19 protein-coding genes and 2 pseudogenes are annotated in these 23,003 nt (G+C 36.4%); 18 read left to right on the forward strand and 3 right to left on the reverse strand.

Annotated features, from left to right (window positions below):
• Window positions 1–193: 193 nt before the first annotated feature.
• The 5 genes and pseudogenes from metE to HMPREF1654_RS03930 form a co-directional block, all read left to right on the forward strand.
• Window positions 194–2,446 carry a 5-methyltetrahydropteroyltriglutamate--homocysteine S-methyltransferase gene (gene metE / locus HMPREF1654_RS03910; RefSeq protein ID WP_003077440.1) on the forward strand — a complete coding sequence of 751 codons (2,253 nt, stop codon included), beginning with the start codon at window positions 194–196 and terminating at the stop codon, window positions 2,444–2,446.
• A gap of 440 nt (window positions 2,447–2,886) precedes the next feature.
• Window positions 2,887–4,032, forward strand: a complete 1,146-nt coding sequence (locus tag HMPREF1654_RS03915) for a hypothetical protein (protein ID WP_003077732.1) — start codon at window positions 2,887–2,889, stop codon at window positions 4,030–4,032.
• A 28-nt stretch (window positions 4,033–4,060) separates the two neighbouring features.
• Window positions 4,061–4,870, forward strand: a complete 810-nt coding sequence (locus tag HMPREF1654_RS03920) for a CDP-diacylglycerol diphosphatase (protein WP_003077819.1) — start codon at window positions 4,061–4,063, stop codon at window positions 4,868–4,870.
• Window positions 4,860–5,375, forward strand: coding sequence for a DUF6568 family protein (locus tag HMPREF1654_RS03925; RefSeq protein WP_003077465.1), 516 nt, complete (start codon window positions 4,860–4,862; stop codon window positions 5,373–5,375). Before HMPREF1654_RS03920 ends, HMPREF1654_RS03925 begins: the two co-directional genes overlap by 11 nt.
• A 177-nt stretch (window positions 5,376–5,552) precedes the next feature.
• Window positions 5,553–5,840: pseudogene (locus HMPREF1654_RS03930) on the forward strand (hydrolase); the annotation flags it as partial.
• A gap of 185 nt (window positions 5,841–6,025) precedes the next feature.
• On the opposite strand, the gene HMPREF1654_RS03935 reads toward HMPREF1654_RS03930, so the two are convergent.
• From HMPREF1654_RS03935 to HMPREF1654_RS03945, 3 genes and pseudogenes are all read right to left on the reverse strand, one after another.
• Entirely contained in the window at window positions 6,026–6,454 is a 429-nt protein-coding gene (locus HMPREF1654_RS03935) for a hypothetical protein (RefSeq protein WP_014829573.1), read from the reverse strand.
• Window positions 6,429–7,334: a phosphodiester glycosidase family protein gene (locus HMPREF1654_RS03940; RefSeq protein WP_003077550.1), complete on the reverse strand. Its 906-nt coding sequence runs from the start codon at window positions 7,332–7,334 to the stop codon at window positions 6,429–6,431. The genes HMPREF1654_RS03935 and HMPREF1654_RS03940 overlap by 26 nt, the downstream gene beginning before the upstream one ends.
• A pseudogene (locus HMPREF1654_RS03945) lies at window positions 7,331–8,373 on the reverse strand (GtrA family protein). Before HMPREF1654_RS03945 ends, HMPREF1654_RS03940 begins: the two are co-directional and overlap by 4 nt.
• Before the next feature lie 249 nt (window positions 8,374–8,622).
• Here HMPREF1654_RS03945 and HMPREF1654_RS03950 point away from each other — a divergent pair.
• The 13 genes from HMPREF1654_RS03950 to HMPREF1654_RS04010 all read left to right on the forward strand — a co-directional run bounded on the left by HMPREF1654_RS03950 (window position 8,623) and on the right by HMPREF1654_RS04010 (window position 22,788).
• The gene (locus HMPREF1654_RS03950) at window positions 8,623–8,913 is read left to right on the forward strand and encodes a WXG100 family type VII secretion target (protein ID WP_003077647.1); all 291 of its coding nucleotides are present in this window, start codon (window positions 8,623–8,625) and stop codon (window positions 8,911–8,913) included.
• Window positions 8,914–8,994: 81 nt separating this feature from the next.
• Complete coding sequence (esaA, locus tag HMPREF1654_RS03955) at window positions 8,995–12,006, forward strand: type VII secretion protein EsaA (RefSeq protein WP_003077485.1); 3,012 nt, start codon at window positions 8,995–8,997, stop codon at window positions 12,004–12,006.
• Window positions 12,007–12,471: a type VII secretion protein EssA gene (gene essA / locus HMPREF1654_RS03960; RefSeq protein WP_003077812.1), complete on the forward strand. Its 465-nt coding sequence runs from the start codon at window positions 12,007–12,009 to the stop codon at window positions 12,469–12,471. It abuts the gene before it with no gap.
• Window positions 12,472–12,711, forward strand: coding sequence for an EsaB/YukD family protein (locus HMPREF1654_RS03965; RefSeq protein ID WP_003077579.1), 240 nt, complete (start codon window positions 12,472–12,474; stop codon window positions 12,709–12,711).
• Between the two features lie 3 nt (window positions 12,712–12,714).
• Window positions 12,715–13,950 (forward strand): type VII secretion protein EssB, encoded by a 1,236-nt coding sequence (gene essB / locus HMPREF1654_RS03970; protein ID WP_003077682.1) that lies wholly within the window; start codon window positions 12,715–12,717, stop codon window positions 13,948–13,950.
• A 17-nt stretch (window positions 13,951–13,967) separates the two neighbouring features.
• On the forward strand, window positions 13,968–18,392 hold the full coding sequence (gene essC, locus HMPREF1654_RS03975) for a type VII secretion protein EssC (RefSeq protein ID WP_014829574.1): 4,425 nt from the start codon (window positions 13,968–13,970) through the stop codon (window positions 18,390–18,392).
• 9 nt (window positions 18,393–18,401) lie between these two features.
• On the forward strand, window positions 18,402–18,704 hold the full coding sequence (locus HMPREF1654_RS03980) for a DUF4176 domain-containing protein (RefSeq protein ID WP_003077585.1): 303 nt from the start codon (window positions 18,402–18,404) through the stop codon (window positions 18,702–18,704).
• 11 nt (window positions 18,705–18,715) lie between these two features.
• Window positions 18,716–19,108: a hypothetical protein gene (locus HMPREF1654_RS03985; protein WP_003077724.1), complete on the forward strand. Its 393-nt coding sequence runs from the start codon at window positions 18,716–18,718 to the stop codon at window positions 19,106–19,108.
• A 9-nt stretch (window positions 19,109–19,117) separates the two neighbouring features.
• Window positions 19,118–19,399, forward strand: coding sequence for a hypothetical protein (locus tag HMPREF1654_RS03990; RefSeq protein WP_003077760.1), 282 nt, complete (start codon window positions 19,118–19,120; stop codon window positions 19,397–19,399).
• A gap of 14 nt (window positions 19,400–19,413) precedes the next feature.
• Window positions 19,414–19,713 carry a hypothetical protein gene (locus HMPREF1654_RS03995; protein WP_003077672.1) on the forward strand — a complete coding sequence of 100 codons (300 nt, stop codon included), beginning with the start codon at window positions 19,414–19,416 and terminating at the stop codon, window positions 19,711–19,713.
• Window positions 19,714–19,735: 22 nt separating this feature from the next.
• On the forward strand, window positions 19,736–21,043 hold the full coding sequence (locus HMPREF1654_RS04000; protein ID WP_003077710.1) for a hypothetical protein: 1,308 nt from the start codon (window positions 19,736–19,738) through the stop codon (window positions 21,041–21,043).
• A gap of 9 nt (window positions 21,044–21,052) precedes the next feature.
• On the forward strand, window positions 21,053–21,889 hold the full coding sequence (locus HMPREF1654_RS04005) for a hypothetical protein (RefSeq protein WP_003077839.1): 837 nt from the start codon (window positions 21,053–21,055) through the stop codon (window positions 21,887–21,889).
• Between the two features lie 68 nt (window positions 21,890–21,957).
• Window positions 21,958–22,788, forward strand: coding sequence for a hypothetical protein (locus tag HMPREF1654_RS04010; protein ID WP_003077480.1), 831 nt, complete (start codon window positions 21,958–21,960; stop codon window positions 22,786–22,788).
• The last annotated feature ends 215 nt before the right edge of the window (window positions 22,789–23,003 follow it).

Consider the following 23,003-nt stretch of genomic DNA (forward strand, 5'->3'; position numbering starts at 1 on the left):
AAAGGTTTCGGTTTGGAGAGCGTTATCACTTGAAACGCTATAAAATGTTAAATGATATACTGTAAAAGTAACCTGTAATAAGTTTAAGCAAGTTTGCTATAGTTTATCATTATAACACCCCATATAAATTCTAATTATGCAGAGAGACGATTTTCTGATAAGATAAAATCAAGAAAAATTTTGGAGGACGTTTATGTCAACGACTATCATTGGTTTTCCGCGTTTGGGTGAATTCCGCGAATTGAAATTTACAACTGAAAAATACTTTAGACATGAAATCTCAGCAGAAGAGCTTCTGGCTGCGGCCAAAGAACTGCGCGCTAAGCACTGGAATATTGTTAAGGAAAAAGGAATTTCAGAGATTCCGTCAAATGACTTTTCACATTATGACAATGTGCTAGATGCAGCTTTTCTCTTTAACGTAGTACCGTCATCTGTGCAAGGGTTAGAATTGACTGACTTGGAGCGTTATTTTGCCTTGGCTCGTGGCTATCAGGGCGAGAAAGGGGATGTCCGTGCTCTTCCGATGAAGAAATGGTTCAACACTAACTACCACTACATCGTTCCTAAATTTGAAAAAGAAACTCAAGTAAAACTTGCAGGCCACAAGATTTTTGACGAATTTGCAGAAGCTAAAGAGCTAGGCTTAGTAACCCGTCCTGTTGTGGTCGGCCCATTCACTCTCCTGCAAGTATCTGACTTTGAAGATGGTATGGCACCAGCTGACTTTGTAGATGCCTTGATGGCAGCTTATCAAGAAGTCTTTGCGAAATTAGCAGAGCTGGGTGCGGAGCGCATCCAGCTGGATGAGCCAAGTCTGGTCAAGGATCTGTCAGCTGAAGAAAAAGCTCTCTTCTTGAACCTCTACAACAAACTCTTGGCTGACAAGAAAGGTCTTGAAGTCTTGCTTCAAACTTACTTTGGTGACGTTCGTGACGTCTACTCTGACCTTGTGAACTTGCCAGTTGATGCCATCGGTCTTGACTTCGTTGAAGGTAAGAAAACTCTTGAACTTGTTAAAGGTGGCTTCCCAGCTGATAAGACTCTTTATGCAGGGATTGTCAATGGCAAGAACATCTGGCGCAATAACTACGAAAAGAGCTTGGCAGTGCTTGAGCAAATCTCAGCTGAAAATCTTGTTTTAACAAGCTCATGTTCGCTGCTCCATGTGCCATTTACAACAGCTAATGAAGAATTTGAACCAGCAATCTTGAACCACTTTGCCTTTGCAGTAGAAAAATTGGATGAAATCCGTGACTTGGTTGTTATTCGCAATGGCGGTGGTGCAGAAGCACTTGCTGCTAACAAAGAACTCTTTGCGACTGAACGTGTGGGTGAAAATGCAGAACTTCGTGCGCGGATTGCTGGTTTGACAGACGCTGACTACACTCGCCTGCCAGCCTTTGCAGAGCGTGAGGAAATCCAGCACAAGACACTCAATCTGCCACCGTTGCCAACTACGACAATTGGCTCCTTCCCTCAAACCGAAGAAGTCCGTGTCAAACGCTTGGCCTTCCGTAAGGGTGAGCTATCAGCAGAAGACTATGATAAGTTCTTGGCTGAGCAAATCGATGACTGGATCAAGTGGCAAGAAGAAGTCGGCTTTGACGTGCTGGTTCACGGTGAGTTTGAGCGTAATGACATGGTTGAGTACTTCGGTCAAAACCTGTCTGGTTACCTCTTCTCTAAGAATGGTTGGGTACAATCATACGGTATGCGTGGGGTGAAGCCACCAATCATCTGGGGTGATGTAACCCGTCTCAACCCAATCACTGTCAAATGGTCTAGCTACGCCCAAAGCCGTACAGACAAACCTGTCAAAGGTATGCTGACTGGTCCTGTAACTATCCTCAACTGGTCCTTCCCGCGTGAAGACATCTCTATTAAGGATTCTACTTTTCAAATCGCCCTTGCAATCAAGGATGAAGTGCTTGACCTTGAAGCTGCAGGCGTGAAGGTCATCCAAATCGACGAGGCTGCTCTTCGTGAAAAATTGCCACTCCGTCGTAGCGACTGGTATGAAGACTATCTGGACTGGGCAATTCCAGCCTTTCGTTTGGTACATTCAACAGTCGCTCCAGACACGCAAATCCACACTCACATGTGTTACTCAGAATTTACTGATATTATCCCAGCTATCGACAACATGGATGCCGACGTGATTTCCTTTGAAGCAAGCCGCTCTAACTTGGAAATTCTGGACGAGCTCAAGGCTAAGAACTTCCAGACAGAAGTGGGGCCTGGAGTTTACGATATCCACTCACCGCGCGTGCCAAATGAAGGGGAAATTGACCATACGATTGAAGCCATTTTGGATAAAGTACCAAGCAAGAAAGTTTGGATCAATCCTGACTGTGGTCTTAAAACTCGTGGTATTCCAGAAACCAAGGCTAGCTTGGTGCGCTTAATAGAAGCAGCCAAAGCAGCTAGACAACACTTGAAATAATCCTCCTCGAACCTCAAGAGTTGATTTTGATGTCAGATTCATTTTAGTGGTTTTTGTTTTTTATATAATAATATTATAATTTCGGATAAAACCATAGGAAAAACGTTTACAATTATAATATTTAGAGGTATAATAAAATAGATAAATGACAAAAGCTAATCATTTTATAATAGAAACTTATTTGAGCTTAGGGATATTATTTGCTTTGATAAGAGTGTTATTCCCCTATTTTTAGATTAAAGTAAATTATCATTTGACAAATTATTTTTTTTGAAGGGAGGAATAGATGAGTTAGACAGAAAATTTGATTAGCAAAGTAAAGAAAAAAGGGAGGTGTAAATTAAGTAAGATATAATAATGTCTAATAAAATATATACAAACTGCGTCTATTCTATAATGAAAAGTTTAAGTTATTGTTATCAATTAGAGAGGGCTTAATAATGAAACGTGAAAATTTAAAATGTCTGAAATATCTGCTGATATTTGGTATGATGAGTATGAGCTTGCTAAGCTTTAGCAGTTTTACTGTCTCCGCAGAAATCAATGAAGATGGTCTAGAGCTCGCAAAAGACCTGACGCCTTATAGAGCTTTTCCATATAATGATGAAGAGAAGGGACAGTGGCTAAAAGAACCTGGTTCAGAGGAAAAATCTAAAGATCCTTATGCTGGCAGAAGTTACCGTACGATTGCAGAATTAGAATCACAGTTGAACAGGCAATATCAGGATACGCGAAGAGAATGTGCTTATAATCAAGCAGCGTACGAATGCTCTGGCCTATTGATGAGAGGGCTATATACACCAGGCGGAACGTACTATGTACCTTGGTCAGTATCTCCGAAAGCAAAACAAAGAGGGAACGTTCTTTCTTTCACATATTTAAGGAAAGACTTAGGTTTTAAACGCTTCCCATTCACTTATACTGCAGGCTTCATTGCTTATCCAACAAGTAGAATGCCTCAAAAACCTAACAAGCAAATTTCTCTGCGTGCCTTGTGTCAATTTCCAATCGATGGCTATACTGATTATCGAGATGAATATGGCTGTGGAAAAACAAATAAAGTTGTTTTAAAAGATCCTAAAGGGATTGAGAAGGTAAATACAGATTTTTCCGAAAGATGTCATCTTATTGATGTAAAAACTTTCTACAAATGGAAAAGACACTATAATAAAAGTCACAGCAAATTGTTCTATCAAGAACAATGTGGTTTTGATTTGAGAAACAAACGGTATGCTGCTCATAATTCATTCATTTCCATGCGAGCAACTAGATATTTCCAAAATGTTACAGGAACATTTAGACATTCTGAAATTATCACAAGTGGCTGGCCAGCAGAGGATCAGGGATTGGATGTTAAGAAAGTTCCGTTTATGAGTTTCTTCTTTATTGAAACTGAAGATGCTAACAAAACAAAAGAATCCCTTGGAGCAGCACAAAGAATGCAGAAAGACTATTATGATAAAACAGGTTTCTTTGTTCCAGTTTCTGCTATCAAATTACCAAATGATTCATATGATGAAGCACAAATTAACGTAAAAAAAGAACACCAACACCCTGATTTAATTGCCAAAGGGATAGTTCGTTAAAATATTTTTAGAGATAGGAAATTATTATATGAAGAAACGCTTATTTAAAACTTTTATAGGACTTGTAGTTCTGTTTTCTAGTGTAAGTGTACTAGCATCAGAAAATTCGCTCATTCCACCTCAAAAAGTTAAATATAAGCTGGTAAAACTAGTTAATAAATGTGTGTATGCGGAAAAAAATCATCAGTCTTGGCCGAGATTTTGCTCAAAAGTATCTGTGCGTAAAGATACCAACTATACCATTTTAAACTCTAGAGATGGACTTGCTAAATTACTATTCTTACCTAATGATAATATTCACGGTGTAGAAGATAGTATTTTGTTCAGTCGCAGAACGCCAAGTTATTTCAATTTAGCGTGGGAAAATCGCTTCTTGATGAATAAAAAGCTCGCAAAACGGCTAGGTCAAAGAGTGAGTTTAGAAGACAGGGATTACTTATTTTCAGTCAATGCAACCCAATCTCGGACACAGGATCGCTTGCACATTCATATGACTTGCATGAAGAAAGAATATAAAAGAAAATTTTCAGATCCTGAAAATATTAAACAATACACATTTGACTGGAAAAAACTTCCTTTTACTGTAGAAAATCCTTTCACAAAGCAAGCAATGAATTTTGTTGCCCGAAAAGTAACTATAAATGATGTGCGAAAAGGTCGCTTACATCGAATGATTCAAGGATTGGCTGGAGAAAGATATCCGAATTTCGGAATAGCACTCTGGCCATTGGATCAAAGTACATTTTTGCTGATGGTAACAGATGATCCAGTTTTAGCAGCCCCAAATAGAATTTTAGCAGATCCTAATTGTGCATTCGGAGGAACAAGTGAAAACTAGACATATAGGTTATAAAAAAATAGTGACTGTTGTATTGTTGCTCGTCGCAACAATTGGCTGTTTGATTTATGGTGTAAAACTGATGACATCAGGAAGGCATTCTTCAGAATCGAATCGATCAATTGAGAACGTTCAGCAAAGTGGTGAGCAGACTCAGATTTTAGAATATGAAAAAAATACCCAAGATTTTGTTAAAATTACTGCAAAGGATATTCTAGAAAATAAAATAAAAACACCACTATTTCTATATGTTGGGAAAAAAACTTGTCCACATTGTCAAGAGTTTGTCCCGATTTTAAAAAAGACTGCGCAAGATTTGAAGCTTAAGATTTATTATTTAGACTCAGAGAAGGCTTCTACTGATGCCAAACTCAAAGAAGTTGGAAAGAAGTATCAAATCGAGGGCGTTCCGACCTTATTAAGGATAGACTCAGATAATCATTTTGAAATGTATAGTGGTGATTCAGATGAAGAGTTACTCCAATGGATGAAAGGAGAAAAGTAGTGTTGTGCTTTTTACAAGAAAAAGTACGAACTTGATAATACAAGAAAATAGTTATGCTGGGCGGAAAGTGATTAGAAATCATTCTAATCACTTTTTGATTATCAATTGTTAATAAAGCTTTTCTTGTTATTTCTAGTGAGAAAGATCTTTCATAGAATAGTACCAATATTTGTGAGGATTTCAATGGAGGCAGAAGAAGCCCTTCAGGGCTTGGTTTATGGTGGGGAGCTCTATCGGGATGACCTGAACAAAGTCAGCTTTATTCTCAGAAACTACCAAGGTCATCTAGACTCTAAGTCAGCTTTTCCTGTGCTTAAGATAGGTACTTGGGGAGGCAAGGGCAAGCATGCTCTTTTTGGTGATTTGGGAGTCAAAGATATTACCAAGACGCATGCCATTGAGGTTCTCTTACAACATCTGCATGCTGGCAGGAAGGATACTCTGGCTTTCGGTGACCCCAAGGTGCGCTTTAGTAACTGTGCTATCTGTCATTCCCATTATGACCAGGGGCATTTTAAGCTAGCAGAAGTCATTGATCCACTGACAGGAGATGTTTATGACTGTGAATGAAAAAAGTCTGGGAAAATAAGATTTCTCAGACTCTTGTTTTGTAAAGAGAGGGGACCATGATGTTTTAAGTTCTGTATGTGTTAATCCTTTTTGATATCTTGTATGTCTATCTCCCATACGCTTCTGGTAAAAATCATTGAGAGTAGGGCTAGCCCGGCTAATACAAGTCCAACATACCAGTAAGGTAAATCTAGTGTGGTAGAGCGACCAGATAGATTGACAATACCGCGAAAAAGAACGCCAGCGGCAATGGTTGCGACTGCAGAATTCCAAAGATTGAGACTGAGTCGCGAAAGATTAAGAATAAGTTTTTGAAAAATAAGGAGCACAACCCCGCCTATTAGCGGTACTCCGAAGAGCCAGTGCATATAGACTGAAGTCTCTCCAAAACTGAAGTGTTCGTAAATGCGACTAAAGATAAAGAAAAATACTGTAATGAGGGTATAGACCACCGCTGTCTTTTTAAAACGTTTGTTGTTTGTTTTAGTAACCAATGTAGACAATGTCACTCACCGCCCTTTCTGAAATTGTTCCGTTAGTCGTTGGTTTATTGACGACTTTTCCATTAAAGTAAAGAGTAGACGAACCACCGCCATCCAGATTGTAAGCAGTTTTAACACCATAGGATTTCATCACCTGAGCTAGTTGGTAAAGAGACAGGCCTTGACTTTCAGATGTTCGGCCGTCTGATACAACGATGACATAATGGTTTTTATCAATTATCCCAATAGCTGTACGTGGATTAGAAGCCATGGATTGCCCCACTTCCGAATTACTTGAAACAGTAATCTTACCGTTGTTAACTAAAGTAGGACCAAAGGCAAGAAGGTTTACAACACCATTTTTAACCAAGTCTTCAGCAGAAACATCATTTTCGTAAACAATTCCGAAACTCCCATCTTTATAGATTGCTAAATCACCATTACTAGCATCTTCACGAACGGTATTTCGATAGACAACACCATTGCGGATGACGTAACCAGTTGTATTTGCTCCGTAGAAATCACCGTTGATAGCCAGAATGGCATTGTTATTGGCTGCTGTAACCGAAGTTTTAGCGGTTACGTTATTTCCATATGTATTTTGCGCTAGAGCAGTTTTAAGATATTTGGGGGAGCTGACCGTAATATCTGCAATGTACACTTTTGTGTTGCTGACGGTTTTTGTAGTTAGGTTAATGGAAACATTATCGTCCTTATAGCTTGTATTTGTCTTTGTCGCATTTGTTGCTGTTTTAGCACTTGTTGTGCTGGTTGAGGTAGAAGAAGATTTGACCGTTGTAATAGCTTCTGATAGAACAAAAGTTTTCAACATTGAGTAGGTAAACGCCCCTGTCAACAACATACCAAAGAGACTAGCATAAGCATAGGATTTTTTGAAAAACTTCATGATAAAGTATGCGTCCTTTCTTTGAAAATAATTTTTTTTGAACGAGCCAGGATAGGCAAAAGAGTAGAGCTCCAACAATGATTTTAACAATCAGCAAATGAAGCCCAAAGATTGCATAAAACAGTCTGATTAGAAGGGTATCGAGGATAAACAAGCCCAAGGCTAGCCCGAAATAACCAGTCCCTGTTTTGGAAATACTGTCTCTATTTCTAAAGACCAGCTTTTTATTTGCTGAATAATTGAAAATTGAACTAGTGACACGAGCGACTCCATTTGCTAGTAAAACTTTAAGACTAGTTGGCGTCGCAGCGAGCACTAAAAGTGTCAGAGCGTAAACAATATAGTCAATCAAAAAGCTACTGATGGAGGAGAGAGCAAATTTAAACATATCTTTGTAAATCATGAGTCCGTCGCGTATTGGTCTAAAGTGAGAAGCTTGATTGTCATTGATATAAATGGTTTCAATTGGAACTTCGATGATAGGATATTTTGTAGAAGCAGATAACAGCATATTCATTTCGTATTCATAACGCTGTCCTTCAATCTCTAACATAAATGGAATCATATTGGTTGTAAAGCTACGAAGTCCGGTCTGAGTATCTGTCACAGAAACACCAGTCTGTCGCTGAAATAGGAATCGTGTTACTTTATTTCCAAAAGCCGATCGCAAAGGGACCTTTCCAGAAAAAGAACGAACTCCCAGAATTAAGTGGTTGGGGTTTTCTTGAGCTTTTTTGCTCACGCGAAAAATATCCCATACGTTGTGTTGACCATCTGCATCAGCTGTAACTACCGTCCCATATTGCCCTAAGGTATCAATATAAGTAAAAGCGTTTTTCAATGCCTGTCCTTTTCCTTGATTGCTTGGATAGCATAAAATGGTGGCACATTTCTGAGCTTCTTGAAAAATCGAATTATAACTAGCTGGGCTACCGTCATTAACAACAACGATGTGTAAGGAACTCTTTGCCTTCACCCTTTGTAAAAGATGAATGAGAGTGAGGTCAGGTTTGTAAGCGGGAATGACTAAAAAATCCATGTGTGTACTCCTTTCTTAGACAAATGATAGAAAAGATACACATTAGTATAGAGATGCTAACTTAAAGCTAACTGATATCAGCTTTCTTTAAGGTTTTAGAGAAGAAAGTGTAAAGAAAAACAGAGTAAATGAGGAGAATGTTATGTAAATTTTTAGAAAATATAGGTATATGATTAAGAAAATTATTGAAAAATCGTTTGTAATATGCTATCATTATCTAGTAAATGAATAATAAAGGAGTCTAATTTTATGGCACAAATTAAATTAACCCCAGAAGAGTTAAGAGCTTCAGCTCTTAAGTACAGCTCGGGGTCAGAAGAGATTGATCAAATTTTATCAAGCTTGACAAATGAGCAAGCAGTTATTGATGCAAACTGGGATGGTACTGCTTTTGATAGTTTTGAAGCTCAATTCAATGAGTTATCACCAAAAATTAGAGAATTCTCACAATTATTGAGCGACATTCATGCTCAGTTAAACAAGGTTGCTGACATTATTGAGCAAACTGACCAAGATATTGCTTCTCAAATTAATGGGTAACGCTTGACATTCGAATAAAAGAGGGAAGGTGTTCTCAGCCTTCTCTCTTTTATTTTTAATAGAAAAGGGAGTGAAAAAGAAATGTTTAAAAAGCCAAATCTAATTGCAACAATTGCCTTGCTTATAGTTGTATTTGTAATGGTTGTTTTTTTGAATATAAAAATTCAAGAGAATAATACCTCAGCTAAGCAAGAAGCGACTAAGATTAGTAAATTAAATGTTGCAGTTGTTAATGAAGATAAGCCTGTAACCAATCGTGACAAAGAATATAATTTAGGTGCGAGTTATATTAAAAATATTGAACGAGATGATTCACAAAATTGGTCTATTGTTAGCCGAGGGACAGCGGAGAGTGGATTGAATACAGGAAAGTATCAATTAATGGTTACTATTCCAAGTGATTTTTCTGCCAAGGTTTTAGATATAAATAATACAAATGTAGATAAAGTGAATGTTATGTATAAAGTAAATTCAAATGGAAATTTTCAAATAGAAAATGAAGCCAATAAAGTTGGGAAAAATATTGTGGCTGATTTGAACAAACAGCTGGTTGACTTGTACGTGGCTAGTATTTTGGCCAATCTTTATACAGCGCAGCAAAATGTTCAAGCATTGGCTGATACACAGACAACAAATATTGGGAACTATCGAGCAAGCCTTTATCAACCTGCTGTCAATTTTAAATCTTATTTTCCAAATCTTGTGGCTCAAACTACCAGTACAGTTTCTTCAAATGATAACTTGATAAAATCATTGAATGGGACAATCGATCAATATACTCGTTTCGCGGGTCAACAAAATGAATATAAGACTGATTTTGAACAACTTGTTGCTCAGCGTTCAGAGGGGCAAGTGAATTATGAAGATTTTATTGCTTCTTTAATGACTATGAATAATAATGTGTTAAGCGATGCAACTCAAACTTTATTTCAATCATTGAAGTCGACTCAAGAGTTATTAAGTAAGCAAATTGGAACAGGAGATGAGGATGATAAAGATTCTTATAGTAAGTTAAACAAAGATCTAATCAAACAAATTGATACTGTTAAAGCTTCTTTGATTTCTGAGAGAAATAAGTTAGAAGAGCAAAAAGAATCTGTCAAGACATTTGTACATTCACAATTAACAGCTTATTTTGGTAAAGATAAAGACATTACAGTTAAAGATTTATTTGCAAAAGATGAAAAAACTGCAGGAAATTACCAATCAGCTTATCACACTTATGTAAGCAAAGGAAAAGAAAAGGTTCAACAAGTAGTAAACAAACTTCCAAATCTATCTCCTGCTCATATCCTTTCTAAATTAAATGCTATTGAACCAACTGCATCTAACCGACTAACTTATGATGTTGGAGATTTTGCAGCTTCTGAATTTGGTCAACAATTCAAGCCATCTAATCTTGAGACGGAATTGGATGCCGCATTGGCAGAGTTAAATAAACAGAAATCAGTAGCTGAAACGGTGGAGACGAACACTGATTTAACTGAAAAAAAAGTGGATGTAGTGGTGAGTACACCTGATACTGTACAAGTTGAGTCTATTGTAATCAATGGTACTACCTATATGGGGGCATCAGTAGTGGCACCGATTAAAAAATCAAAGAACACTTTTATTGTGAACTATAAACATACTAATCCTGTTTCATCGACAGAAACAATTACCAATCAAGCCATAACTTTGACAGTTGATGGACAAACTGCTGCAACTGTTAAAACTAACGAAGAAGCGTATCGAAAGGCTGTAGCCGCTTATTCTACCAAAGTACAAGAAATTATAGATGCTTATAACTATGCAGGAGAATTGATTAACAGTTATTATCCAAAAGGCGCGAATGGAGTACGAACAAACTTGATAGCTTCGGTCGATGGAATATTTAATCAAAATCTTTCAAATGTTTTAATTGATTTACTAAGCAGGTCTATTACACAAAATTTGAACAATCTTTCATCTAATATGACAACATCTGTCTTGGATGCTCGGGTGAAAGAGCTTGAAGCACTGAAAGAACCATTATCTGTTCAACTTGCTGCTATTAAGGAAACAAATCAACGTGTGACAGACCAGATTTCACAACAGTTGACTTATGTAGAAGAATTGAAATCTCAGTTATCTGCTGTGATAACCAAACAATCTCAATACTCAAAAACTTTATCGCAAACAGATTCTAATATTGCTAAACTAAACACACAATTACAGAGTCTGATGGCATCAACTGCTGATGTTCAATCTACAGCAAGTCATAATTCTGAGGAAGCAAAAACTGTTAATCAGATTTTTAGTTCATTTAGTGACGAAGTGAAACAAGCGCAAGCAAATGGTGAAAAACTATCAAATGATGCGGAACATGTTATGTCAAGCTTTGAAAAGGAATTAACGGATAGTGGTGCCTTCACAACAGCTTTTGCTAAAGTTTTAAAGAATGCTCACACAAACGGAGTTCCAAATGAAGCATTTCTTGACTTCCTCTCCAAACCAGTGGTCGAAAGAGCATCGTCTATGAAAGCAACTGAGAAAGTATATCAGCCGTTTACTTGGATTTTGCTACTCGAAGTGATTACTTTATTTACAGCTTATATCTTTGCAACACAGAAGATAGCGCAAAAAACAAAAGATAAATTTAAAATCGATGACATGTTTACAAAAGATCTCTTCAATGTTGGCAGTTTAACTGGTCTTAGCTTGGTAATTGGTCTTTCGTTAGGGATTATCTCCAGTGGACAACTGGCTGTTGAAAAAGAATATATGCCTGCTTGGATCTTACTAATGATTTTCTTTAGCCTTGCTTTGGTTCAAGGGCAATATTTAGTTATGAAACTGGATAAAGTAGTTGGCATGGGGCTTAGTCTTTTTATGTTAATTAGTTTTGTTTATTTATCAAATGCAATTGGAACAACTGTTGTTTTAAAAGGATTGCCAGCTATCATAAAACGTCTAAATTTCTTGTCATTTATTGAAAATAGCATTTCGGGCTACTTTACAGGAAGGCCTGCTGGTTTTATCTTATTTATTGTTTTATTACTAATCGTATTTATGTTGATGATTGTGAATCTTGTTGTAAGAAAATCATCACCAATCGTTGAGGAAACGGTATAAATGAAAAAACAATTGACTGTTGTATTGTGTGTTACAGTACTCTTGTGTCTGACTGCAACCTCCTCTTATGCAAGTGATTTTAGAGATAATACTCTTTCGTTCGATAGTCAAAGATTAGAGAGAGGGGAAGAAAGGAGTACAGATAACTCATCCGAGCTAAGTGCTTCTTTGTTCCTGTCTCGAACAACAGTACAACTTGAAAAATTAAAAGAAGAACAGAATCTGCACGCGCAAAATCAAGCCAAACAGTTATTTATAAAAAAAAGTGTAAAAGCAGATTGGTATCATACGAAGGAACTGTTTACTTCTCAACATTTTAATCAAACCAGTGCAGCTGCAACTGTGTCAGAAGATGATACTGTTTTTTCGGACATAGTACCAACACTTTTATATGGCATGTTAGCTGTGCTTTTGGTAGTGTTAGCTGGTTTTGAAACATACAGGATAAACAGAGGAGAATTGTAAATGGAGCAGCATATAAATATTACCTTATTGTCTGGAGATACTAAAATGGACATGAGAATTCCATGTAACCTTGAAATTCGAAAGCTAATCCGGGAATTAGATCAGATTTTAGGGAAAACAGACGCACGCAAAAAATATGAACTTCGTATAAAAAATAAGGGTTTGATTTTAGATGAGGGAAAGGTTTTATCAAATTACCCAGTAACAACTGGTGATATCCTAGAAATAGTGGAGGTGTAGTAAGTGGAAAAAGAAATAGTGGAGTTTTCAGGGCAGGCTTTTGAATTTGAAAAGAGTCAGGAATGGTGGCATTTGACAGTGAAGCGTTCAGATATTGCCACACAAAACATAGATGAACTGAGAATTTTAAACTTGCATCACCCTATGTTTTTAGAATCAGAGTTCAGTTATGATTCGGATAGTGTTATATTTACATATTTTGTGAAAGATCAATGGCTCTCTTATACAGAATTAAAATCTAGAACTTTTTCTGAGAAATTACGCTTTTCTCTCAATTTATTGAAATTAAGAGAAGTATTGAAACTTCCTGTGACATTTTTTTTGGCTCCTGAAAATATTTTCGTAACAAAAGATGGTTGCCCACTGATTGCTTATCGTGGTTTACCAGAAGTGATGGTTCCAAAGCAGATTGATGAAGCAGATTTTTTGAGACAGGTTAAATGTTTTATCTATACATTATTTACCAAGGATTCTTTCAGTAATCTGTATCAAGGTTCGCTGGAAGTTGTGCCTGTTTCTCCTTTTTTAAAGAAAATTCGAGAATTAGAAACAATAGAAGCTTTAGAAAAAGAATTGTCAGCAAACTATCATGAAAAATTTGAGGAGGAACAAGCACAACTTACGCTTGTATCAAAATCCCAGTATAAGCTGTATAAATTTGCATCAATTTGGTTGACGGTGGGACTGGTTCTCTTACTTGCTCCTTTAACCTACTTGGTATTTATCCAAGGTCCATTTAAGGAAAAGTTGTTGAAAGCAGATACAGCTTTTATCAAGGTAGACTATACAGGTGTCATTTCAAAATTAGAAAATGTAGCATTAAAAGATTTACCATATACGCAAAAGTATGAATTGGCTTATTCTTATATTCAAGGATTGAAATTTTCTGATGAACAGCGCAAAACGATTTTAAATAATGTTACTCTGAAATCCGATGAGCTTTACTTGGATTACTGGATCGAAATTGGGCGAAATAGAACGAATAACGCACTTGATATTGCTAAACGATTGGATGATTCGGATGTTATTATTTATGCTTTGACCCAGAAAATAAAAGAGGTCCGTGAGGATAAAAATCTTTCTGGTCAAAAACGTGAAGAACAATTGAGTAATTTGAAATCAGAGTATGAAAAATATTGGAAAGAACGAACGGCTAAATTGACACCAGATTCTAGTCAAAAATCCTCAAGTTCGTCAACAGAAGCTAGTAAATCATCTACTACAAGCAGTTCAAAATAAAGAATAGGAAGAAAATTATGATGGTTTCTTTAGCAATTTATGCGGAAGATTTACGATATGAACTAGTTCTTGAACCAGATAAGAACTATGTGATTTCTAATAAGGAACAGGCTCACTTGGTAATTCCTGCTCAGGTTATTCCTTTGACATTAAAGCTAAGAGATAGCAGAGTCTATTATCAAATAGGAGAAGATGCAGGAGAATGTTTGGAAGGTCAAAAAATCGGAGAGCTGTTTTTTTACTTTTTAGATGCTGTTTCTCGTGTTTTAGCGCCACTTCAACGGCAAGAATTTCTAGTAGGATCGGTACCCACAAACGATATTCAGATTTCATCCCCTGCCATTCAATTTCGTTTAGAGAAAGAAGGGAAAGAATGGATTCTCCAACAGCTAAAGGGAATACTTTACTTAAATAACATCCAAACGAAAGCTTCTCGTCTTCCGCTTCAAATGGGCGATGAGTTAAGTGTTGCCAATCTTAAATTAAAAGTATTTGAAGATGAACTTCAAGTGTTGGGTGCGGTCAGTGTTAAAGAAGAAATTATTGAAAAATATCAGTCAAATTATGATTTTTATGATGAATATCCAGATTATCATCGATCGCCGCGTATTATTTACCGTAGTTCAGAAGATAAAGTAAGTTTGAATGCACCAGAAGCTGAAATTCAAAAGCCGGCTGGTGAGTTGATACGGCTGATCCTACCACCTATGGTTATGATAGGAGTGACTGTGCTTATTATGTTATTTCAGCCGCGTGGTCTCTATATTTTGGCGACTTTGTCTATGTCTTTGATGACAATTATCTTTTCGATTACTAGCTATTTTAAAAATCGTCGGCAATACAAGCAAAATGTTGCAGATAGAATCGAAAATTATCGACTCTATCTAGCAAAAAAATCAATGGAGTTTATGAAGCTTCAAAAAGAGCAAAGACAAGGACAACTGTACCATTATCCTTCCGTCACTGTATTAGATCAATTGAGTCAAGAGTACAATCATCGTATTTATGAAAAGACACCTCTTCACTTTGATTTTCTACATTATCGACTGGGTTTAGGAACAGTTCCGACCAGCTATCATATTAGTTATGATCAAAAAGAGAGAAGTAAAAAGACAGATTCGTTAGAACAAGAAGGGTATCGTCTATACTCTCGTCATAAAAAGATTCAAGACATGCCGATTGTTGCTAATCTAGCACATGGTCCAGTTGGTTATATTGGTCCTCGTTCTTTGGTGATTGAACAACTACAGTTGCTGATCAATCAAATTGCTTTTTTCCATAGTTATCATGATGTGCAATTTATTACTATTGTACCGGAGGAAGAAAAAGAAGAGTGGGATTGGATGCGGTGGTTTCCTCATGCCAGTTTACAGAATCTCAATGTACGAGGTCTGATTTATAATCAACGAACACGTGATCAGGTTTTAAATAGTTTAAACCAGATCTTGAAATTAAGACAGCATCAACAAGCGGAACAGAGTAAGCGAGAATCAACTTTGTTTACCCCACATTATATTGTCTTGGTGACGGATGAAAAGCTGATTCTTGATCATGTGATTATGGAATTTTTCACAGAAGATCCGACAAATCTTGGTTGCAGTCTTATCTTCGTAGAAGACGTCCTCAGCTCTCTATCTGAAAATGTAAAGACTGTTATCAATATCAAAGACCGCAACATGGGCCAATTAGTATTGGAAGAAGGCGAATTAAAAGAAATTGATTTTCAATTAGACCATTTTCCTGTTGATTATGATAAAGAACGTATTGCTCGTCGTTTGGCGCCGTTGAATCATTTACAAAATCTGAAAAGTTCGATTCCGGATTCAGTTACCTTTATGGAGCTCTATCAAGCAGAGACAGTTGAAGATTTACACATCACTTCCCGTTGGAAAGAGCATGCTCCTTATAAGAGTTTGGCTGTGCCGTTAGGATTGAGAGGTCAAGGGGATGTTGTTTCACTCAATTTGCATGAAAAAGCCCATGGGCCGCATGGCTTGATTGCAGGAACGACTGGTTCTGGGAAATCTGAAATTATCCAGTCTTATATTCTGTCTCTTGCAGTCAATTTCCACCCTTATGACGTAGGGTTCTTGCTCATTGATTACAAAGGCGGAGGGATGGCCAATCTATTTAAAGATTTACCACATCTACTTGGGACGATTACCAATTTAGATGGCGTCCAATCTATGCGAGCACTGGTCTCTATTAATGCAGAATTAAAACGGAGACAGCGCCTCTTTGCACAATATGATGTAAATCATATCAATCAATATCAGAAGAAATATCGTCTGGGAGAAGCTACTGAACCAATGCCTCATCTATTTTTGATTTCAGACGAGTTTGCAGAATTAAAAGCAAATCAACCAGATTTTATGAAGGAATTGGTTTCTACCGCACGTATTGGGCGCTCCTTGGGAATTCATCTAATCCTTGCTACACAAAAACCGACAGGCGTAGTAGATGATCAGATTTGGTCTAACTCGCGTTTTAAAATTGCATTGAAAGTAGCAGATAAGAGTGATTCCAATGAAATGCTTCATACACCAGATGCGGCAGAAATTACTCAAGTTGGGCGAGCTTATCTGCAAGTAGGCAACAATGAGGTGTATGAACTCTTCCAGTCTGCTTGGTCAGGTGCAGATTATCAGCCTGAAAAAGAAGGTCAGGGCATTGAGGATCATACGATTTATCAAATAAACGCCTTAGGTCAATATGAATTACTTAATGAAGATTTATCTGGTTTAGAACACATCGATGACATTCAACAGGTTCCTACAGAACTAGATGCTATTGTAGCAGAGTTGATTCAGGAAGCAAAAAGAGAACAAATTATTGCCTTGCCGCAGCCGTGGCTTCCGCCGTTAGAAAAACATATAAATGTTCAAAGCTTACGAGTGGGCAATTTCCAAGAACTGTGGGAAAGCAATATTAGCGGAAGTTTAACAGCAATTCTTGGTGTTGTGGATGTTCCTAGTCAGCAGGCACAGGAAATTGCTTGCCATCATTTCGAGGTTGATGGTAACTTAATACTTTGTTCTGCTCCAGGTATGGGTAAATCTACTTTCCTTCAAACTCTTGTCATGGATTTGGCTCGGCAGAATACACCAGAATTGATACATTTTTACTTGTTTGATTTTGGAACAAACGGTCTTTTGTCACTACGCAATCTTCCTCATACGGCAGATTATTTTATGGTAGAGGAGCAGGAGAAAATATCAAAATTTATTTTGCGTATTCATGAAGAAATTGTAGCTCGTAAGAAATTGTTTAGTCAGTTTGCTGTTTCTAACATTACGATGTATCGTAAAATTACTGGGAAACCTCTTCCTCAATTGCTTATTATTGTTGATAGCTATGATGGAGTAAAAGAGGCAGTCTCGGGTGAGAAGTTAGAGGCTCTTTTCCAAATTCTGTTGAGAGATGGTAGTAGTCTTGGAATGAACATGGTTATAACAGCAAGCCGTATTGGAGTGTTAAAGCCTGCGTTGCAAGCTAATTTGAAAACTCGTATGGTACTTAAGCTAACCGAAGATAATGAATCTAAAACTATTATGGGACGTCATGATTATATTATGGAAAATATTCCAGGACGCGGTCTTATTCAATATGGAAAACCAGAGGTCTTCCAAGTTGCACTACCAGCTAATGGGAAAGAAAGTTTTGAAATAATTGCTTCTATTCAAACAGAGGCAGAAAAAATGTCTCAAATGTGGAATGGGTCTCGACCAAAACCTATTCCTATTGTCCCAGAGAAGTTATCTCTAGAAGAATTTTTAGCAAAAGAGTCTGTTCAATCAGCTCTTAAGATTAATGAACTACCAATAGGATTGGATTTGCTTCATGTAGAAAACGTGAGCTTGCCTATTTACAATTTGAAGAATATCGTCATTTTATATGAAAGTAAGCTTCATTTAGAAAATGTTTTATCACATATTGTAACTGTTGTAAATAATCTATCTTTCAAAGGGCATATTTTAGTGGCAGATGCAAGTGATGAATACAACTATTTAAATTCTATAGCAGATGTTTATCTCAATAGTAAAATGAGTGAACAGTTATTTGACCAAATGAAAAAAGAGTTGGCGGACCGAAAAGTGGCTCCAAAAGATGTTGAAACTTTCGTTATCATCCCAGACTTATCTGTCTTTTTAGAGAGATTTTCATCATTTGCGGCTGACTTTAAAACTCTTTATACTGAAGGATATAAATATGGCCTTCATTTTGTGATTGCTGGGACAAAGTCGATTTATTATAAAACAGATACTATTGTTCAAGTTATAAAAGAGGAGGTATCAACTGCTTTTGTAGCGATGAGGATGTATGATCAAGCGCTTATAAAACACGAGGAGATATCAAAAGAACTTCAACTTCAAAATGATGAAATGTACTTGTATAACAATGAAAAATATACTAAAATAAAAATTATAACAAATGAAATATAGGAGATAACAATGACAAATCAATTATATCCGTTAGGAACGGTGCTCTATTTACAAGATGGTACAGAAAAAGTAATGGTTGTTGGGCGCGGTGTTATTTACCAAGACGAAGAAACAAATTCAGATGTATTTGTAGACTATATGGGATGTCTTTATCCAACAGGTGTCAATCCAAACAATACAATTTTCTTTAATCATGAAAATATAGATCGAATTGTTTTTGAAGGTTTGAAAGATGATGAAGAAGATCGCTTTTTACAAGTCTATGAAGAATGGTTAAAAAAAGTGACAGTTCCTAAAAAAGAAATAAAATAGGGAGAGGCGAAATGAACTATGATGAGAGAATCGCAGCGTTGAAAAGCTTTAAATCAACCATTACTTCTGCAGGGGATACGACAGATAATGTCAGTGGTGTATCATCAGAGATTAGTGCTTGGGAAGGAAACGCAAAAACAAAATTTGATGAATATATAAACGAAGTGAAAAAACTGTCAAAGAATATTGCAGGTAGAAAGTCAAGCTTTTTAGCAGCTGTGGATGGGCAAATCACTGCATTAGTTAATCAACTTGAGTTTGAGGTACAGAGTTATAAGTATGTAGTGAATGTAACATATGATAGTAAAGATTCAGCAAAAAATAGAGCCTTAAAAAGGCAATCTGTAGCAAACTTATATGTTGACGAAAGCGTTAAAAAAAGATTGTTGCAAATGATTGGATAAGGAGATTGTATGACAACCATTAAAATGGATAAAGAAACCGTAGCAACTGCTATCACAGCTTTTGAAAGAAAAGTGGATATTTATAGAGTATCAACGGTATCTTCTATTGCTCAGTTCAGTGCCTTTCAAGATGTTTTAACAGGAAAGGCCTACTCTTCATTAGTAAATTCCATTAATAAAACTCTTGATACACAAAAAGAACTAGTCGCAGAATGTATGGTTGTTGCCACTAATGCAAGGAAATTTACAGAAGATATTTCTACAGAAGAGGCTTCAGTGAAGTTTGGGTAAGGGAGAGTACTAAAATGGCAGATGGTAAGATTAGTTATGATGCAGGGAAGCATGAGGCATTAGAGTCTGAGTTGAAAAAAATAGGAGATAATTTTGGGAATCTCATAACAGAGCTAGAAAAATTAAAAAAGAGTGTAGATGAGCATTTAGAAGGAAATGCAACTACAAATTTATCTACGGAGCTATCCAATTTACTTACAAAACTGAATACAGAAAAAGAGAGTTGGTCCACTGTGTCAACAAATGCAAATCAGATTGAGACGTTAATCAAGGAAGCTGATAAAAAAGCACAGCAGACTGTTAATGGTAATTAATGAGAAATAGATAGGAGAGGATATGGCAGAAGGAACATTTAAAATTCCCTTGGGAACTTATTATGAAACCTCTAGAAATGTAAAATCAAAAGTTACAGAACTTGCTAACGATGTTGAAAATAACTTCTTAAATCAAGTCAGCAGACATATTGGAGAATTGGACGACCGAGATATCGGAATCGTAGAAAGCTTTTCAGCCTATACAACTGCTAAAACGGAATTGGTCAGTTTGAGGCAGTGTGAAACGGTTCTAAATAATATGTCAATGGAGGGTGGTAGTAATCCCCTAAATGGCGTAGTCTCAACAGATAATGCATATGCTTCGACTTTTTCTGGCTTATCAACGGGTACTGATAGAAGTAAAGTGACCGAAGTAGTTGGTCAGTTATCTAATCAGATTGCTCATGAAAAAGAGGTTCGTGAGGTCATGGCTTGGATTCAAAAATATGGAAAAGCAATTGGTGATAACGACTATGTAAAGCGCCTGCTAATGTTAGCGAAAACAAATCCGAGTAAAGCACTAGAAAAGCTCTTGGGAAATGAGAAATTTTTAGCAACGATTGCTAAAAATGGGAAAATTGACCGCTTCTTTTGGGGCTTGATGAATAAAATCAACGACTCAGAAAAGCTTCCAAAAAGCTTGATGAATGCTTTGATTGATAATGATTTCTTTGTTAAGTGGGCAGATAAGTTATCCCTTAAGGGTCAGGATAAAGTCTTAAATATAATGGCAAAGATTTATGACAAAGGTTACAAACTGCTAAACAAAGGTGGGAAGTTTGTGGAATGGGCTACAAAATTAGCAGAATGTAAACCTGTAAAACTTCTCAGCAAACTTGCAAATACAGGTTTAGGAAAGGTTATTACTTCTCCGTGGTTTCTCGTAGGAGCAAAAGGAGTTGTATCAAGTGTCAGCTCATATTTTGATAAAAATGACAAAGCTTATGGAGATGTTGGAAAATCTGCTGTAGGTGGAACAATTGATGCAATTGCAAGTATCGGACCACTAGATGGCGCTTTGATGGGAGCTTCGGTTGGTGGCCCTATAGGAGCAGCAATTGGTTTTGGTATTGGTGCGGGGCTTCAATTAGGACAATTTTTATTTCCAAATGCTAAAGATTGGCTTAAAGATAAAGCGTATAAAGGAATTGATAAACTGAGAGGAGTTGGTAAAGCTGTTGCCAGTTCCATTAGGAATGTTACTACTTCTGCCAGCCAATCTATTACTCAAGGTGTTGGAAAGCTTGCTAAAAGCATGAGTGGGATTGGTAAGAGTGCACAGAACTTTCTATCTCACTTAAAAGCCCCGAGTCTCAGCTGGTTTGGATAGGAGGAAACGATGAAACAAACAATCTTTAATGCTTCGTTGGAAGAGAGTATGAATCTAGTAACCGACAAGTATATTCAGACCGCGATGGAAGATATTAATGAAAAAGGATATTGGCGGAAGATTATAGGTGGGTTAACAACCTTATTCTTCATGTTTCTGATGTATTGGTTAGGTGTTGCGGTAGATACATTGCATGTTCGATTTTATTTTCTAAAGGTATCTGTATGGATGGCAATTTTACTGGGATTAGGGGTATTATTTTTTGTAATTTATATAAAGGATATTTTAAAGATTAAGAATAATCGAGTTCTTTCTTATTACTATTACTATAAAAATATGTTTCGGATAACTATGTGTTTCTATTTACAATTAATAATCGTAGCTATTTCAGGAGCAGGAATGTTTATTGGGAATTCTTTTGCCAGTATCTTATTCACTTTTATCTATGGTTTTGCATTTTTAGATCGTTATCAGTGGTTTAAAATAAGTACTTTGGAAGCTTTGTATGGACAGAAAGAGTTTCAGAATCCATTAGCCCGTTTTTTAGAGTATTTTACTGTGTTTGCCAAAAAATATGGCGGAATAATTGTCTTGCTTTTAATTGTTCTTCGATGGATTTTCCCCATTAATCATCATAGTGAATTTTTTAGGACAGCGGGGGTTATATTTTATGCATTTTTAATGCTTGTAGGAGTTTACTTTGTTGTTGCCTTAGGTGCAGACAATTTTCAAGGTTATTATATTAAAAAATATATGGAAGAATATCGGGAACTGTCTGGCTATACGGTTGAGGAGTGGTATGGACCGCGCTCTAAGAAAGCAAAAGGGAATAGTAAAATGAGGTAAGAGTGCACAGGGCTTTTTATCTCACTTAAAAGCCCCCGAGTCTTGGCTGGTTTGGATAGGAGGAAACGATGAAACAAACAATCTTTAATGCTTCGTTGGAAGAAAGTATGAATCTAGTGACTGACAAATATATTCAGACCGCTATGGAAGATATTAATGAAAAGGGGTATTGGCGAAAGATTATAGGTGGATTTACTATGATTTTATTTCTATTCATGGGATATGGTATAGGTTTTGCAACAGACCATTTTGGAGCTAGTTTCTTCTTTCAAAAAGTATCGATTATTAATCTACTATTACTTATAGTTGGTACAGTTGAAATTTTTCATTATTTCATAGTATTAACAGGATTAAAAGACAGACGTGTTTTATCCTATTATTATTATAACAGAACGATGTTTATTGTGATGTTCTGTTTTGTCTTACAAGGTATATTTTTAATAATAGGAGGTGCAGGACAATATTTAGGTTCTTTATTTTCTAGCTTATTTTTCAGTAGTGTTTATATTTTAATCTTACTTAGATGTTATCAGTGGTTTAAAACAAGCACTTTGGAAGCCTTGTATGGACAGAAAGAGTTTCAGAACCCATTAGTCCGTTTTCTAGAGTATTTTGTTGTGTTTGCCAAAAAATATGGTGGAATAATTGCTTTTCTTTTAATTCTTCTTCGATGGCTTTTTCCGAATAATGCGCAACATAATGATTTTTTTAAAATTATTGGGTCATTGATTTTACCGTTAATATTTGTAATTCCTATTTATTTTATGATTGCTCTAGGTGCAGACAATTTTCAAGGTTATTATATTAAAAAATATATGGAAGAGTATCGGGAGCTGTCTGGTTATACGGTTGAGGAGTGGTATGGACCGCGCTCTAAGAAAGCAAAAGAGAGCAAGTAGAAGTAGGCAATGTTACATTCTACCGACTAAGCTAGTACTCAGAGGATTGGAAAACACTTGATGTTAATCTTCACATTCTAATATTTTTGTCTGATCAAATCTCAAACTAAATTTTACTTTTTTCTAAATTAGAAGATAGTTTATGAATTACAGAGATTGCTTTCAAAAAACATATGCGAGTTTTTCTTGCTATTTCTCAGAAAGTTTAGTATAAT

It is taken from the genome of Streptococcus intermedius SK54 = ATCC 27335 (genome assembly GCF_000413475.1).
Lineage (GTDB): Bacteria > Bacillota > Bacilli > Lactobacillales > Streptococcaceae > Streptococcus > Streptococcus intermedius.

Coding starts and splice junctions, on each gene's coding strand:
- HMPREF1654_RS03940 (WP_003077550.1), bottom strand. CDS start 7,334: ATGAAGTTTTTCAAAAAATCCTATGCTTATGCTAGTCTCTTTGGTATG.
- HMPREF1654_RS03990 (WP_003077760.1), top strand. CDS start 19,118: ATGACAACCATTAAAATGGATAAAGAAACCGTAGCAACTGCTATCACA.
- metE (WP_003077440.1), top strand. CDS start 194: ATGTCAACGACTATCATTGGTTTTCCGCGTTTGGGTGAATTCCGCGAA.
- HMPREF1654_RS03920 (WP_003077819.1), top strand. CDS start 4,061: ATGAAGAAACGCTTATTTAAAACTTTTATAGGACTTGTAGTTCTGTTT.
- HMPREF1654_RS03985 (WP_003077724.1), top strand. CDS start 18,716: ATGAACTATGATGAGAGAATCGCAGCGTTGAAAAGCTTTAAATCAACC.
- essA (WP_003077812.1), top strand. CDS start 12,007: ATGAAAAAACAATTGACTGTTGTATTGTGTGTTACAGTACTCTTGTGT.
- HMPREF1654_RS03980 (WP_003077585.1), top strand. CDS start 18,402: ATGACAAATCAATTATATCCGTTAGGAACGGTGCTCTATTTACAAGAT.
- HMPREF1654_RS03995 (WP_003077672.1), top strand. CDS start 19,414: ATGGCAGATGGTAAGATTAGTTATGATGCAGGGAAGCATGAGGCATTA.
- HMPREF1654_RS03950 (WP_003077647.1), top strand. CDS start 8,623: ATGGCACAAATTAAATTAACCCCAGAAGAGTTAAGAGCTTCAGCTCTT.
- esaA (WP_003077485.1), top strand. CDS start 8,995: ATGTTTAAAAAGCCAAATCTAATTGCAACAATTGCCTTGCTTATAGTT.
- essC (WP_014829574.1), top strand. CDS start 13,968: ATGATGGTTTCTTTAGCAATTTATGCGGAAGATTTACGATATGAACTA.
- HMPREF1654_RS03965 (WP_003077579.1), top strand. CDS start 12,472: ATGGAGCAGCATATAAATATTACCTTATTGTCTGGAGATACTAAAATG.
- HMPREF1654_RS04000 (WP_003077710.1), top strand. CDS start 19,736: ATGGCAGAAGGAACATTTAAAATTCCCTTGGGAACTTATTATGAAACC.
- HMPREF1654_RS04005 (WP_003077839.1), top strand. CDS start 21,053: ATGAAACAAACAATCTTTAATGCTTCGTTGGAAGAGAGTATGAATCTA.
- HMPREF1654_RS04010 (WP_003077480.1), top strand. CDS start 21,958: ATGAAACAAACAATCTTTAATGCTTCGTTGGAAGAAAGTATGAATCTA.
- HMPREF1654_RS03915 (WP_003077732.1), top strand. CDS start 2,887: ATGAAACGTGAAAATTTAAAATGTCTGAAATATCTGCTGATATTTGGT.